General features: G+C 55.5%; 11 protein-coding genes and 1 pseudogene. 9 read left to right on the top strand and 3 right to left on the bottom strand.

From position 1 onward, the window contains the following. Positions 1-52 precede the first annotated feature (52 nt). Complete coding sequence (locus tag BTW08_RS06815; RefSeq protein ID WP_075561774.1) at positions 53-2158, bottom strand: bifunctional DedA family/phosphatase PAP2 family protein; 2106 nt, start codon at positions 2156-2158, stop codon at positions 53-55. 503 nt (positions 2159-2661) lie between these two features. On the opposite strand from BTW08_RS06815, the gene BTW08_RS06805 reads away from it, so the two are divergent. The 5 genes from BTW08_RS06805 to BTW08_RS06785 all read left to right on the top strand — a co-directional run bounded on the left by BTW08_RS06805 (position 2662) and on the right by BTW08_RS06785 (position 7341). Beyond that, the gene (locus BTW08_RS06805) at positions 2662-3042 is read left to right on the top strand and encodes a diacylglycerol kinase (RefSeq protein WP_075561772.1); all 381 of its coding nucleotides are present in this window, start codon (positions 2662-2664) and stop codon (positions 3040-3042) included. After that, positions 3027-3803 carry a phosphatase PAP2 family protein gene (locus tag BTW08_RS06800; RefSeq protein WP_083627741.1) on the top strand — a complete coding sequence of 259 codons (777 nt, stop codon included), beginning with the start codon at positions 3027-3029 and terminating at the stop codon, positions 3801-3803. The genes BTW08_RS06805 and BTW08_RS06800 overlap by 16 nt, the downstream gene beginning before the upstream one ends. Continuing rightward, entirely contained in the window at positions 3800-5422 is a 1623-nt protein-coding gene (locus BTW08_RS06795; RefSeq protein WP_075561770.1) for a phosphoethanolamine--lipid A transferase, read from the top strand. Before BTW08_RS06800 ends, BTW08_RS06795 begins: the two co-directional genes overlap by 4 nt. A 403-nt stretch (positions 5423-5825) precedes the next feature. Beyond that, positions 5826-6506, top strand: a complete 681-nt coding sequence (locus BTW08_RS06790) for a response regulator transcription factor (RefSeq protein WP_075561769.1) — start codon at positions 5826-5828, stop codon at positions 6504-6506. A gap of 220 nt (positions 6507-6726) precedes the next feature. Continuing rightward, positions 6727-7341, top strand: a complete 615-nt coding sequence (locus BTW08_RS06785) for a DUF1003 domain-containing protein (RefSeq protein ID WP_210403208.1) — start codon at positions 6727-6729, stop codon at positions 7339-7341. Positions 7342-7409: 68 nt separating this feature from the next. On the opposite strand, the pseudogene BTW08_RS06780 reads toward BTW08_RS06785, so the two are convergent. Continuing rightward, a pseudogene (locus tag BTW08_RS06780) lies at positions 7410-7628 on the bottom strand (IS30 family transposase); the annotation flags it as partial. Between the two features lie 44 nt (positions 7629-7672). Here BTW08_RS06780 and BTW08_RS06775 point away from each other — a divergent pair. The 4 genes from BTW08_RS06775 (at position 7673) to BTW08_RS06760 (ending at position 12879) form a co-directional block, all read left to right on the top strand. Then, on the top strand, positions 7673-8302 hold the full coding sequence (locus BTW08_RS06775; RefSeq protein ID WP_075561767.1) for a DedA family protein: 630 nt from the start codon (positions 7673-7675) through the stop codon (positions 8300-8302). 46 nt (positions 8303-8348) lie between these two features. Next, positions 8349-9545 (top strand): metallophosphoesterase, encoded by a 1197-nt coding sequence (locus BTW08_RS06770; RefSeq protein ID WP_139313592.1) that lies wholly within the window; start codon positions 8349-8351, stop codon positions 9543-9545. A 242-nt stretch (positions 9546-9787) separates the two neighbouring features. Further along, positions 9788-11575: a sensor domain-containing phosphodiesterase gene (locus BTW08_RS06765; RefSeq protein ID WP_075561765.1), complete on the top strand. Its 1788-nt coding sequence runs from the start codon at positions 9788-9790 to the stop codon at positions 11573-11575. Between the two features lie 176 nt (positions 11576-11751). Next, positions 11752-12879 (top strand): glycosyltransferase family 9 protein, encoded by a 1128-nt coding sequence (locus BTW08_RS06760; protein WP_083627735.1) that lies wholly within the window; start codon positions 11752-11754, stop codon positions 12877-12879. Between the two features lie 104 nt (positions 12880-12983). Here the strand turns inward: BTW08_RS06760 and BTW08_RS06755 are convergent, their stop codons facing one another. Further along, on the bottom strand, positions 12984-14864 hold the full coding sequence (locus tag BTW08_RS06755) for a TonB-dependent receptor (protein ID WP_075561763.1): 1881 nt from the start codon (positions 14862-14864) through the stop codon (positions 12984-12986). Positions 14865-14876 lie beyond the last annotated feature (12 nt).

Genomic DNA, 14876 nt, shown 5'->3' with positions numbered 1-14876 from the left:
AGTATGGTGGGTCAGTCCGGCCGATTCGGCAAGTGGTAATTCGGGTCGCGCACTAGTCGGGTTCGTGGATCAGGGTGGGCAGTGCCTGAGAAACTGGATGCTGACGACTCGGCGTTGTCTTTGCTCTGTTCGGGACCGCATGCCCCACGATAATGTCGCTCGCTTCGTTGTCATTCAATCGTTTGAGCTTAACCGTTGCGCTATTTTGCAAGGTTTGAAATAACATTTTCTGCATAGATGTGGGGGCTTTTTCATCTTGCTCCCAAGAGATCCATTCAAGGACTGTTCTACGCGTCTGTAAGCGCAGAGAACCGTTCCACAAAGGGACGTCTGTCGATTTGCCCACGTTCGTTAGCCGGAACGAGGTGGGCCACATTCGAATGACTAATCTCTGTGTGGAACTTCCCTGCAATGCGAGCGATGCGCTCAGGGAAGGAGGGTGTCCGTCATCAAGGCGAGGTAGGACGGGTAAGAATGTTTCGCCAGCCTCCGGAGTTAGCCACGCCAGAGTGTTTTCGAACGTCCAGGGCGTATTGACATGCCATCCTTGGCGACTCAGCGCTCGGCCCAGGGCGTCGAGGCTCCCGGCCCACTGCAGTCCCAGCGGCTCTTCCACCTCACCGGCCAGATCGACGCGATGTGTCGGGATGCCTGGAGCGCTGCCATGCCACCACTGCTGCCAGCTGATCGATTGATCCGCGGTCTCGGGGGTATACCGTTTACGATCGAGGTCGAGTTGCCGAAAGACATGGTAGGGCAATGCGATCGTCAGCGTGATCAACAGGACGGCAGCGAGGCCCTTTGCCTCCACGCGCTTCGTCTCATGCCGTTGATGAAAGATCGCGACGAGAATCGCCCAGGCGGTGCCGATGGCCATGCCCGCCACGACGTCGGCGAACCAGTGGGCGCCGAGGTAAAGTCGGGAAAAGGCAATCATCGACACCCAGAGACACGCGGCCCCGATCACCCAGCTCCGCAAGCTGGCCGACAGATCGCGAGCGATAAGATAAGCCAGAAAACCGTACAAGACGGCATTGATGGTGGCGTGGCCGCTGGGAAAGGAAAAGAGCTCCCAACCGCTGTAAAGATTGGCGGTCGGTCGCGGCCATTGCACCCAAGCTTTGATGCCCGGTGTGAACAGAGCCGCCCCTGCCAACGCCAGCAGCCAATAGCAGGTGCTGCGCCAAGCCCGCCTGCTCAATAGCCAGGCTGCTATCGTCAAGGTCAGTGTCGTGGTAACGAAGCCATCTCCCATCTCCGTGATCACCAGCATCACACGGTCGCCCCACTGGGAACGCAGGGCCTGCAGGGCATGGAAGATGGCCTGGTTGGCTTGGACCAGGGGCTCTTTTGTCACCAGGTCCTCGAGCAGACCGGCAAACACCCATAGGCATCCGAGCATCGTCAGCAAGGCCACGATAGTCAGTGTTTGCATGCCGCTTGCCGAGTGAGCCATTCGTGCCAGGTATCGACCTGCCGGTGTCCTCGGGCTCCGAGCCCGGCGCGCCAGACCCTTCTGGGCCTTCGATAAAGCCTGTTGTCCGTAGGGCGTCAGGATTCGACGGCTTATCCATAGAATCGCCCATGCCAACGCGGCGATCACCCCCGCCAGCACGGCCAGACGGCCGCCGATCTGTGCAAGGATCTGCAATGAGGTACCGAGGAATATGCCGGCGAGCACGTGGCTGGGGGCCCAGATCAATGCGGAGGCGATATTGACCGCGTAGAACCGGTTAGCGGGCATCCGACTCATGCCGGCCACCAACGGAACAAAAGCGCGGGGCCCTTGCACGAATCGCGCCGCGAAGACGCTTTTGCCGCCATGCCGGTTGAACAACGACTCGGCCTGGGTCAGCCAATGCGGGTAGCGGCTAATTGGCCATATTCGGGCGATCTGAGAGGGGTAATGGGAGCCTATCCAGAAAGAGAGGCCATCACCGGCAATGGCGCCCATGATGGCCGAGACAACGAGTGGCAACATTCCCAACGTCCCGGAACTGGCCAGCGCACTCAAAGCCGCAATCAGCATCGACCCCGGGAACAGCGTGCCGATCACGGGCATCGCTTCCAGCAGTGCGGATAAGCCCACCACGATATAGGTGAGTAGCGCATATCGCGATGCGATATCGGTCACAAAACCTGTGAAGTGCTCAAGCATCAGCTTTGTCCGTCGCGGTATTGTGACCACGACTCTAGTTCAGACATTCTGAAGAGCGCCTTATCGATCAGAAATGATGAAGACCGGCCATGCCGCTGAGTCGCAGCCCGTCTTTTTCTTTTCAAGAGTCGACCACCAGCAAGATCATTGTCAATTTCTATCCACGCTTTGTCTGAAAATGCCTGCGCTCACCCACACGGCGTCAAAAATCGACTCGCTGAACAAAGTTCAGAGCGTCCGAAGGACGGCCCGAAGGACGAGCGGATCGAATTACATGCTCATTTATCCCGCGTGAACTCCGTTTTCTCGCCGGTTTGCCTTGTCAGGCTATCGCTCGTCGATTTTTTAGACATAGATTAAGCTTAAATAACACTTATGAACTGCAAATATTATTCTATAAATAATAATTTTTCCTTAAGTCAGCCCTCGCAATATGCCTCACTGAAATAGGCTCAATGATTCTGGAGCAGTCGGTCGCATAATGTCAGAGGGGGCAGATATTCGTGAAAGTTACGACGGATCAATCCGTTGCGTCGCTACGTAAAGGGTTGTTGAGGATATTCCACGCAACAAAGTACTCTTGTTCAGGCCTGAAACATGCTTGGCAGCAGGAAACGGCATTTCGTCAGGAAGTTTTTTTCTGCGCGCTATGTCTTCCTGTCGTGCTGCTTGCGGATGTCGCCGGCTTGGAAAGGGCCATGCTCTTCGGTAGCGCGTTACTGGTCATCACCGTGGAGCTGATCAATTCGGCTCTGGAGGCGACCGTGGATCGGATCGGGCTGGAACACCACCCTCTCAGTGGCAACGCAAAAGACATGGGGTCGGCAGCCGTTCTGGTCAGCCTGGTGCTGATGGCAGGGGTATGGCTATGCATACTTCTGTAGATTTCGAACGTCATCTTTTACGTCTGTTCTACGGATGGCTATTTTTCATTCCGTTGATATTGTTTTTCCACCTTTATAGTATTGATTTTCATATTGCCGATTATCTTTATCTCTGGGAAGGCGGGCAATGGCTGCTCAGGGATAATGTCATCGCCAAAGCCGTCTTTCATGATGGCGGTCGCGTATTGAGTGAATCGATGGGCGTCGTGCTTATCGTATTGACCGTGACCGCTTTCCTGAAAAGGGGATTGAGCCACTGGCGTCGGCCTCTGCTCTATTTGATAGCGGCAGTCACAGCATCGACCGTGACCGTGAGCCTGATCAAGAATGCCATTAGTATGGATTGCCCCTGGGATCTGACCCGCTATGGCGGCGATCTCCCCTATATTGGCCTATTCGAAGCTAGACCTTCAGGCATGCCCGACACCGCGTGCTTTCCCGCCGGGCATGCCAGCGCTGGCTACGCCTGGGTCGCTCTTTATTTCTGCCTCGCCCTCATGGCGCCGCGGTGGAAGCCTCTTGGTTTGGCCGTCGGACTGGGGATGGGTTTGGCTTTTGGTATCGATCAGCAACTTCGAGGGGCCCACTTTTTATCTCATGATCTGTTCACGCTCATGATCTGCTGGTCATGCAGTACCACCCTGGGGTGGCTGATGTTGAGACATTTTAGTGTTGAACTGGAGTCGAATGAACCGTACTCATCAACAGACTATCGACCCACTGAAGCCCCCACTAAATACCTTGAAAAGGAGGGGGAATGAGCAAGGTCATCGGATTGTTGAGTCGTCGCCCCGTCATTAGTCCCGAGCTTTTAACACTCATTGTCTCGATTTCGTTCACTCTTTTTTATAATGGGCCGTTCTGGGAGAAAGTGTTTGAGTTGCACGCTCCTGGGGTGCCAGAATCGTGGCTTACGCTACTGGGGTATGGCGTGTTGATGACCCTGTTGCAATATGTCGTCTTTATGCTGTTTGCGACACGTTATACTGTCAAGCCGGTTCTGATGGTATTGATGCTGATTGCAGCCAGTGTCAGTTATTTTACGGCTAGTTATCACACCTATTTTGACACGACGATGGTCGTCAATACGTTACAGACGGACCCGCATGAGGTCGGTGAGTTATTGACGGTGGGACTTTTCAAGCATCTGCTTGTCTTTGCCGTATTACCCATCGTGATTCTGCTCAGGCTAAAGGTATCCAGCAGCGGCTGGAAGATGGCGCTCATCAGAAAGGTCGCTTATTTCTTGGGTGGCGTAGCCCTGTTGATCGGGAGCGCGCTGCTGATCTACCAAAGCCTATCTTCGGAGATGCGAAACAATCCAGAGATGCGCTATCTATTAACGCCTGGAAACTACATCGTCTCCCTGACCAGAGTGCTGACTGCCAATGAGAAGAGTCACCTCGAGAAAAAAATACCTTTGAGTGCTGAAGCAACCTACGTGGGCGACGTCAGGCTCAAGTTGATTGTTATGGTGGTGGGTGAGACGGCCCGCGCAGCCGACTGGGGGCTCAACGGTTATGATCGACAGACGACGCCGGAGCTTGCCAAGCGCGACCTGGTCAATTATCCCGATGTAAACTCCTGTGGTACGAGTACGGCCGTATCGGTCCCATGCATGTTTTCTCCCAGGGGGCGAGACAACTACGATGGCACCGCAATAGAACAACATGAGTCACTTCTGGACGTGCTGAAGCTGGCGGGCTTCGATGTGCTTTGGATCGACAATCAGTCAGGGTGTAAAGGCGTTTGCGATCGGGTGTCGAGTATCAAGACGGATTCATCAAAGCTTCAGTTGGGCTGTACTCAAGATGAATGCTTTGACGATGCGCTGCGGGAAGCACTGGAAGAAAGAACTAAAGATCTCAAGAAGAACACCGTCATTGTTCTACATGAGATGGGAAACCATGGTCCCAGCTATTATAAACGCTACCCCAAGTCGTATGAGAAGTTTACACCAGTGTGTCGCCAAGACGATCTCAGTCGATGTGATGCCCAAAGCATCAGGAACGCTTACGATAACGCGATCCTGTATAACGACCACGTCTTGTCCGGGATGATCGATTATCTGAAAAAGCAGGACACCTTCGATGCAACGTTGATTTACGCATCTGACCATGGCGAATCTCTGGGAGAGAATGGCGTTTATCTCCATGGGTTACCCTACTTGATTGCCCCTGACGAGCAGACGCATGTCCCCATGATCTGGTGGCTTTCCAAATCTATGCTGCAAGATGAAGGAATCGACTACGGCTGCATTCAGTCAGCTGCCACGTCGCATCATAGTCACGCGAATCTCTTTCATACCATCTTGGGGTTGGCACAGGTCACAACCGACGTCTACGATCCCGACCTGGATATGACGGCCGCGTGTCGCTAGGTCGGTCTTGCGACGAGGGCTCCCAAGCGGAGCCCACCGTTGCATGGGACAGTGAGGTTCGCCGCCTGCCAGACCGAAGGCAGACCAGGATTTTATTTCTCTCCCGCATATTCCGGACTACTGGTTGGCCTCCACTGGCCGGTAGTCATCGTCGGGCGGCGCTCAATCGATGTCACCGTCTTCCAGCTTCAAATAGATGAGTAGTTGAATTATGTGTTTTATGGAAAGTTATAATCTTAACTGAGGTGCTTCTAGTCGTTAAGTTGCCATTATATCTAGGATTAAAGTTTTATTTAGTGTGAATTTTATTAGTAATAATTTTAATGTTATTCTAGGCTGATGCTGATGGGCGCTGAGTAAGTTGTTGTAACGTATCTTTTTGAATACCTCAGGGAGGTGATGCGTGAACCTCTTGATCTGCACAGCGAACCAACGTGAGGGTTTACGATGGCGGCGAGAGCTCCAGGCGGAATCCATTGCTATTCGATTAATAGCATTATTGAGCGACGCTTCAGAGGGAGAATTGACCTCTCAGTACGACGCCATATTACATATTTTTGGTGATAATGCCTCGCAGGAAATCGATAGACTTTCTCAGTTTCGATTAAGCCAATACATACCGGTGTTGGCTGTCGTCACTCAGAAGAACATGGGGCTCGCTTGTCAGATATTGGATGCCGGTGCGGACGATTTCCTGCCGACTCCCATGGATATCCGAGAGATTCATGCCCGCCTGCGATGCAGGGTGCGACGCGCTAGGCTATCCGGTGAAGAGGTTATTCTGGCATCGGGGTTGCGTATCGACTTGGGGTCGCAGCAGGCGTGGTGGTTCGGCGAGAAGCTTTGCCTTTCTTCGCGAGAGCTACGGGTCTTAAGTGAGTTTGCCATCCGTCCGGGGCATCTGTTCACGAAAGATTATTTGAAAATGTTGATTTACGGCCAGAGGCAAATTGCCGAGTCGAATACGGTCGAAGTGCTGGTTCACTCGTTGCGGAAAAAAACGAGCAGCAGACTGATCGAGACTGTAAGAGGTGTCGGCTACGCCTTGGCTCGACTTGACGATCGTATGCGCGACCCGAGATGAAGCTCGTCTTTACCCGGTGGTTGAGTCAATATCGTATCCTAGAGACTCTGCTCATGATGGGGGAATTGCCTGTCAGCCGCCTCCATGGTGGCTGACAGGTTTCGGTGTCTCGGATAACGCGATTGATGGGTGAGCGATGACAAGGAAACACATACAAGGGGCAGTCTGTCACATTTGCCAGCGTCAATTCGATGCGAGAGAACTCAAACCCTGGATTGCTGTGCGCCCGACGGTTTCGGCGTTGATTGTCAGCGCGGCACCAGAATGGGAAGAAGGCAAGATGATCTGCCGACAGGACCTCGCCAAATTTCGGCATCTTTACGTCGAGAAAATGCTGGCGCAGGAGCGCGGTGAACTAGGAGAACTGGAGCGCCAGGTTATCGATAGCCTTGATAACCGACAGCTCATTTCCAAAAACCCTGAAGATCTTCTGGAAAGAAACGGGACATTCGGTGAACGGATGGCGGACCGGGTTGCGCTGTTTGGTGGTTCCTGGGCTTTCATTCTGACGTTTACGGCCGTTTTGATGATGTGGATCACGATCAATGCTATTGGAATACTGGCCAAACCCTTTGATCCTTATCCTTTCATTCTACTTAATCTCGTACTCTCCAGCCTGGCTGCGATCCAGGCCCCCGTCATCATGATGAGTCAGCGCCGACAAGAGACCAAGGATCGGCTACGCGGTGAAAACGACTACCGCGTCAATCTCAAGGCTGAGCTCGAAATTCGGCAGCTCCACGAGAAGCTCGATCATCAGATGGCCCAACAGTGGGACAAACTGATCGAGCTTCAGGAAATCCAGATCGAGTTGCTGGAAGAACGAAACAATTGAGGTCCATAAGGATCATCGGATGCAGCTTCTGAGTGCGACACGTGAGTGTAGCGAACTCGATGCTTAATCATCATCTCCTGCATCATCTCGATCGGACACTTAAAATCAAAACGCTTGCGCGGCCGAATCTTGAGTTCGAGGGTAATGGCGTCAAGCTCTTCCCGACGGTAGACCGAGAGGTCAGTACCTTTGGGTAGATACTGCCGGATCAGGCCGATAATTTTCTCGTCATTACCCCGTTGCCAGGGGCTGTGTAGATCACAGAAGTAGATCGCTGCGCCAGGTCGATCGTGCTGAACGCTGTCTTCTCATACTATGGAGCACCTATCCCTTGATCGATTTCGTTTTACATCTGGATCAGTATCTCGAGATTCTGATTCAGCAGTACGGTATCTGGGTGTATGGCTTGCTGTTTGTTGTTGTTTTCTGTGAAACCGGGTTCGTTGTTACCCCATTCCTGCCCGGCGACTCTCTGCTATTCATCGCCGGCGCTTTCGCGGCTTTGGGTAGCCTCAACCCATGGCTACTGGGCGTTCTCCTCTTTCTGGCTGCCGTACTCGGCGATACCGTCAACTACTGGATCGGCCGCACCTGGGGAACACGTCTGTTTGCCAATCCTGACTCTAAGGTCTTCCGGCGCGACTATCTGCTGCGCACCGTGGATTTTTATGCCCGCCACGGCGGTAAAATGGTCACGTTAGCGCGGTTCGTGCCCATCATTCGTACCTTTGCACCTTTCGTGGCGGGACTGGGGCATATGCGCTATGCCCCGTTCCTGAGTTTCAACATGTTGGGCGCGCTACTATGGATCAGTATTCTGCTATCGCTGGGTTATTTCTTCGGCAATATCCCGTTTCTCAAACACAATATCGACTTGTTCAGTTTTGGAATCATTGTTATCTCTTTGCTGCCGGTCGCGTTTGAAATGCTGCGTCATCGTCTGTCGAAATCATCGCATTGATGATATGTAGTGCAGCGAGACGAACAGCTCTTGGGAGTCGTCAATTGTGAAAATTACCGGGCACAAGTCGTCCAGAATCCGTAAGTGGTTAACCTATGCTCTCGTGGGCATCGTTGTGCTGGTGTTGGCAGGCTCAGCGGTCGGCATGGTAATTCTGAAAAAGCATGGCTACTCGATCGCCGACTATCTTCCCGGCACGGTGGCTCATCAGGTTCCGCCTTATGTGCAAAACGTGACCCGGAACTCTGCTTCAATTCTGTGGGATACAACGAGCCAAAGCGACACGAGCGTCAATTATGGAACAACTTCGCATCTAGGCAATACGGCCTCCGGTGAGCCTAAGCGCAGACATGAGGTCAAACTATTTGGCTTGAAGGAGGATACCTTATATTACTATCGGGTCGAGGATGACGGTCCGCTTGATGATATTCACACCTTTCGGACCGCTCCGGGCGCCGAGGCCACGGTGACGTTCGCCGCGCTCGGCGATAGCGGCGATGCCAGCAAGGCGCAGTACCAAATGGCGACCATCATCGCCAAGAGCCATCCGCAACTGGTGCTGCATCTCGGCGACGTCGTCTATAAGACCGGCGCCGAACGCCAGTACGACTCACGCTTCTATCTCCCCTACGAAGGGTTGCTGAGTTCGATACTTTTTTATCCGTCGCTGGGCAATCACGATGTCCGCACCAATGATGGCCAACCCTACCTGAGCGCCTTTGATCTGCCGACGAACAATCCGCAGCAGACCGAACGTTACTACTCGTTTGACTATGGTCCCGTACACTTCGTCGCGCTCGATAGTGAGCTGTATGCCGGTGACCACTCGTTATCGACGGAGGCTCAGAAGACCTGGCTGCAAAAGGATCTCGACCAACGACAGCGCCCATGGACGATCATCTTCTTCCATCGACCGCCGTTCAGTTCGTCGTTGGGCCCTCATCCGGGTGGGGATGCACGCATATGCCAGGATCTGGTGCCGATATTCGAGCGCGCCAACGTCGATCTCGTTCTCACCGGACATCAGCATAACTACGAACGACTCGAGCCGATCAATGGCGTCAACTATATTGTCTCTGGCGGGGGTGGCGCGGATTTATATCCGATCGAGCCCGGTAAACGCTCGGCCTATGCCGTGTCTCGCCTCAATGTGCTCGAGCTCAAGGCATCGCCCCACGAGTTGAAGGTCGATGCCGTCGGAGAGGACGGCGCCGTGTTCGACAGCGTAAGATTAACCCAGTAGCGAGTGGCCCAGCGTCGGTCGAGTTTCGAAGCAGAAGTCTCGAACGGCAACGGCGATAAGGGGGCAAATTGAGGCGCTTCATGATCGCTGATGTCAGGTAGGCGAAGAGATAACGTTGCCCTCACCAGGCGTCGGACGAAAACCGTGTAGATGACTGAAGAATGGGAGCATGTTGCCGATAATTCCTAAAGCCTTCTGACTAGGCGCTGAAAGCGTCCGGAAGATACAGAGGAAGCGTCGCAATGGTTAATGTCCCCGAGACTCAGGCGATCGAAGAACACGAGCGCAGGCGACTCATGACGCTGCGCCAGCTCAACCTGCTCGATACCCCGCCCAGTGAGAGTTTCGACCGCATCACGCGCATCGCCAGCGAGCTTTTCGATTTACCTATCGCCGCCGTTTCGCTGACCGACGAGGATCGCCAGTGGTTCAAGTCTCGGGTGGGAATCGATCATTGGGAAATACCGCGTTTCAAGGCGTGCTGCGGCGAGGTGGCCGACACATCCCAGGTACTGGTGCTGCCGGATCTGCTCGAATCGCCGCACTACCGTAACAGCCCTCTGGCGCAATCGGGCATTCGCTTCTATGCCGGGGCGCCGCTGCAAACTTATGACGGCTATACCCTGGGCGCGATGTGCGTTCTGGGCCGTGAGCCGCGTAGCGTCACCGAGCATGAAATCCGGGTGCTTCAGGACCTGGCGGCGATGGTCATGGGCCAGATCGAGCTACAGCATGCTTTCGGCAGGGTCGATCCGCTCACCGGGCTGTCCAACGGCAGCAAATTCATCGAGGATCTCGAGGACCGGAGCCGGGATAACGCCGGCATGAGCTGTTTCGCGCTTTACATCGAACTGATCGATATCGCCGAAATGCACTCGTTGCAGCGCGTTCTCGGGCTTTCCTGTCTCGACGAAGCGGCGCGTGAGGCGGCCATACGGCTGCAACTACGGCTGGGCACCGGCAAGGTGCTTTACCAGGTAGGCCTGGGGCAATACGTGCACATCCTGGAAAGCGCCGAGCGATGCCCGGATGAGAGCGAAGCGCTGGATATGGCGTTGGATCTCAGGCAAGTGCTGTTGAGCATGCCGCTCGGCGATGCCGCGCCTTTCATGCTGCATCCAGTGGTGGGGGTGATGCCTTTCCGGCTGGGTGAAATCGCTCCCACCGATGTGCTGCGAACGGCTCAGAGTGCCTGTCAGTCTGCCCGCGACAGCGAAACCGGCGTCAGCCTGTTCTCGGTCGCTCTAGACGAGCAGGATATGCGCCGCTTCGCGCTGATCAGTGGTTTTCGCCATGCACTCGAGGACGCTGGGCAGCTGCAACTGCTCTATCAGCCGAGAGTGTCCCTGGTCTCGGATGAATGCGTGGGCGCAGAAGCGCTCATTCGTTGGCAGCATCCGACTCTGGGTCCGGTCGCCCCTGACGAATTTATCCCGCTGATCGAGCATACGCCCATGGCTCGGCTGTTGACCGACTGGGTGCTGCGCCATGCCGTCGATCAGGCTGCCGTCTGGCACCGGCGCGGCCTGGGGTTGCGAATGTCCATCAATATCTCCGCAGCCAATCTTCTAGAGTCCGATTTCATTACGCGGCTCAAGTCGTATCTGACCGAGCAGGCGTTACCGGTGACGGCCCTCGAACTGGAGCTGACCGAGAGGGCGCTGATCGGCAATACCCGGGCCTCTACCGAAGCGCTCGATGCACTGGTCGAAGCCAGCATCAGAATCGCCATCGATGACTTCGGCACCGGCTATAGCAGCCTGGCCTACTTGCAGGAGGTGCCGGCCGACGTGGTGAAAATCGACCGTTCGTTCGTCGCCCAGATCGATCACGAGGCGCGCAGCCAGACCCTGGTCAAGGCGATGATCTCCATGGCTCACGACCTTGGCTATCATGTGGTGGCCGAGGGCGTGGAGACTGAAAAAAGCTACCGGTTGCTACAGGCAATGGGCTGCGACGAAGCGCAAGGGTACTGGCTGGCCCGGCCACTGACCGTCGAAGCCTTCGACGACTGGCTGACGGCCCGGTGAGCCTGACCGGACCGCCCGTCGGAGATCGGTGAGAGGACTTTTGAAAAATATCGCTTCGTCGTTTTCAAGTCGTTTTCCGTGATGGGGTCGCCATATAGCGAAGCTGTCACCGGTGCAATGCTCCCTTAAGGTTTTCCCATTACCTTACGCTCAGATTGATTTATCTGGAGCACGGCATGAGTAGTGTGTTAACGAAAATCCGACGCCATGATGGGATGCGTCGATTTGGAAAAGCTTTGGAAAGAGCAGCCAAAACGGGCTTTTATCGCTTGCTCGGTGTCAGTTCTCGGGAACCTGAACGTGCGTCACCGCAGACGTTAGTCGATGTGAAACGGGTCCTTCTCGTTAGGCCAAATTGTCGATTAGGGAATGCCGTCATAGGGGCTAGGCTAGTTGATGCCTTTTCAAAGAATTATCCAGAGATAACCGTAGATTATGTGGGAACGGATTCTACGGAAAAACTTTTCGATGGAATGGGAATCTCCAACTATTACGCCTACAGCCGAACGTTTTCACTACGGCCCTGGCTCTTTATCCGTATGATTTCGCAGTTGAGAGAAGCCGATTATGACCTGGCGATCCAGGTTGGAGAAGGTTCACTGACCAGCTGGTTTTTTACCCAACTCTGCGGTGCAAAAAAAACGCTTGGGCAGCGCGGTAAACTTCAGAATACCTACGATTGGTTGCTGGAAGGAAAAATCAATCACGCATACGAATTATCTAGCGTGATAGCGCACACCTTGGGCTTGAGCTGTGAGTCTCTACCCTGGATGGTCGTTAGCGAAAAAGAACATGTTGGTGCTGCCAGGCTAATTCATCAATCGTCGGAGAAGGGCGTTGTCGGGGTCTTTGTCGGAGGGCATCTCGACAAACGGCTACCCATCGATTTCTGGCAATCGGTAATTAGTGCACTCAATGAGTCTGGCGAAAGCTACCTTGTGATGATCGGGCCAGAAGAGGAGAAGTATCGTACCGAGTTGTCGCGATATTGCGGCACGTCGGGTCAAGTGTTGCCCTTGATGCCGTTACGGGAATTTGCGGGCGTGCTCTCTCATGTGATCACTTTGATCACTCCGGACACTGGTCCCATGCATATGGCTACCGCTCTCGGTGTGCCTGTCATCGCTTTGCTCAACGTGCCGACGTCGCACAAATTTGCTCCCCGAGGCGTCGCCGACAGAGTGCTTGTTCGCCCAACGGCAGACGAAGTCACTCAAATTCTGATGGCAAGTCCACTCGTTCAGTCTACCGAAGCGAGAACCGAACACATGCTCGACAGGAAAATGTCGTTTCGTCGTTTTTGAATTGATCTCGAACGTTTCTATCCCGAGAGATAAAACGCCTCGCCACTCAGGGAGTGACGAGGCGTCGTTCGGCCGGTTCGAATCGCCGTTCTCGGACGCCGGCTCTAGTAAGTCAGCTTCACGCCGCCCTCCAGGTAGCGATCCTGGGTGTTGTAGCCATCGACCAGCTGATAATCCTTATCGAAGGCGTTCTCCAGCTTGGCCGAGAGTTCGACGGTCGGCGTGACCTGCCAGGCGGTACGCAGGTCGACCACGCCGTAGCCGGCGGTGGTGGTGTCGCCAAAGGTGACGGCATCGACATCGCGACGGTCGCCGGCGCTACGCAGTGTCGCTCCGAAGTTCCAGTTCTGGACCGCGTAATCGGCGTCTAGACGGCCGAAGGTCCGGGCACGTCTCTGTAGCCGCTCTCCGGTGTCCCGGTCCTCGGGATCCTGATAGGTCAGGCTGGCGCGCAGGGCGAGACCATCCTGATGCCAGCCGCCGCTCAACTCGACGCCGCGGATGCGTGACTCGTCCACGTTGTAGGGGATGTAGGTCAGCGAATCGTAGCTGATCAGATCGTCGATTCGGCTCTCGAAGGCGGTGACTCGGGCGTCCCACGGGCCGCGATTCAGCGCCCAGAAGGCTTCCAGCGTCTTCGAGGTTTCGGCGTCGAGATCCGGGTTGGTGCCGTAGGGCCCGTAGAGGTCGATCAGGTTGGGCGCCTTGAACGCGGTGCCGTAGCTGACGCCGACACGCTGAAACTCGGTCAGGTGGTAGGCATAACCCAGATTGCCGGTGGTCTCGTCGCCGAAGCGCGAGTCGTCATCGTAGCGCAGCGATCCGGTCACTTCGTGGGCGCCGTACTGACGCTGAACCATGGCGTACAGGCCGTAGTTCTCGCGGCTGTCCTTCTGGTACTGCGAGCCGTAGGCGTAATCGTCGTAATCGAGCCGTTCTTCACGATAGTCGACGCCCAGTACATCGACGCCATGGCTACGGGTGAAGCGGTGCTGCAGGCCGAGTTCGTTGCGATGCGATTCGGTTAGGCTGTTGCGGGTGCCGGCGTAACGTTCCTCGCGTTGCTCGTCGAAATGTCCGGCGGTGAGGATCATGTCCCAATCCGGTTCGAGCGCGACATCGAGCTGGCCGCCGAAGGTCTGCAGATAACCCTTGGATCGGCAATCCTGGGAAGCGCCGAGCGCATTGGTCGGGTAACAGTCGTCGTAATCGGTATCGAAGTTCTGGCGCAGGGCATTGAAGCTGAAGTCGACCCGATCGCTGAACCGGTGAGACAGGCCCAACTGGCCGCCGCTGCGCTCGAAGCCATCGCGCTCGCCGCTGGTATCGGCCGCGGTGGCGTTGAAGCCATCGCCGTCGCGGCGGAACAGGCTGGCGTTGAGTCGGGTATCGGCATCCCCGGTGGACACGAACAGATTCTGCTTGTTGGTGCTGTCTTCGCCGACCCTGAGATTCAGCGCTCCCCGAGTGCCCTCGCCACCGTGCCGGGTGAATATCTGGATCACCCCGCCGATGGCATCGGCACCATAGGCCGCGGCGCGCGGGCCGCGCACGATCTCGATACGCTCGATCGCCTCCGGTGGCAGGAACTCCAGGCTGGCGCCGCCGCTGGAAGCCGAATTGACCCGCACGCCGTCGACCAGCACGACACTGTGATCGGATTCACTGCCGCGGATGAACAGGCTGGTGAGACTGCCCGGTGCGCCGGTCTGAGCAATTTCGATGCCGGCACGCGCCTGCAGCAGTTCGATCACGCTATCGGCCTGGCTGCGTTCGATCTCGGCGCGGTCGATGATGGTGGTACTCGCCAGCACGTCGGCCTGCGACTGTGGCAGGCGATTGGCGGTGACCTGTACGTTGTCGAGTTGCTGCTGTGCGTCGACCCGTTGTTGATTGTCGACTCGTTGCTGGGCCTGAGCCGATAGCGAAGTCATGGCCACGGCGAGCGCGACGCCCGAGGCGACGGCATTTTTATGGTAACGCATGCGATGTGATCC

The organism is Salinicola sp. MH3R3-1, from assembly GCF_001937155.1.
GTDB lineage: Bacteria > Pseudomonadota > Gammaproteobacteria > Pseudomonadales > Halomonadaceae > Salinicola > Salinicola halophyticus.
This window is presented reverse-complemented; position numbering and strand designations above follow the sequence as displayed.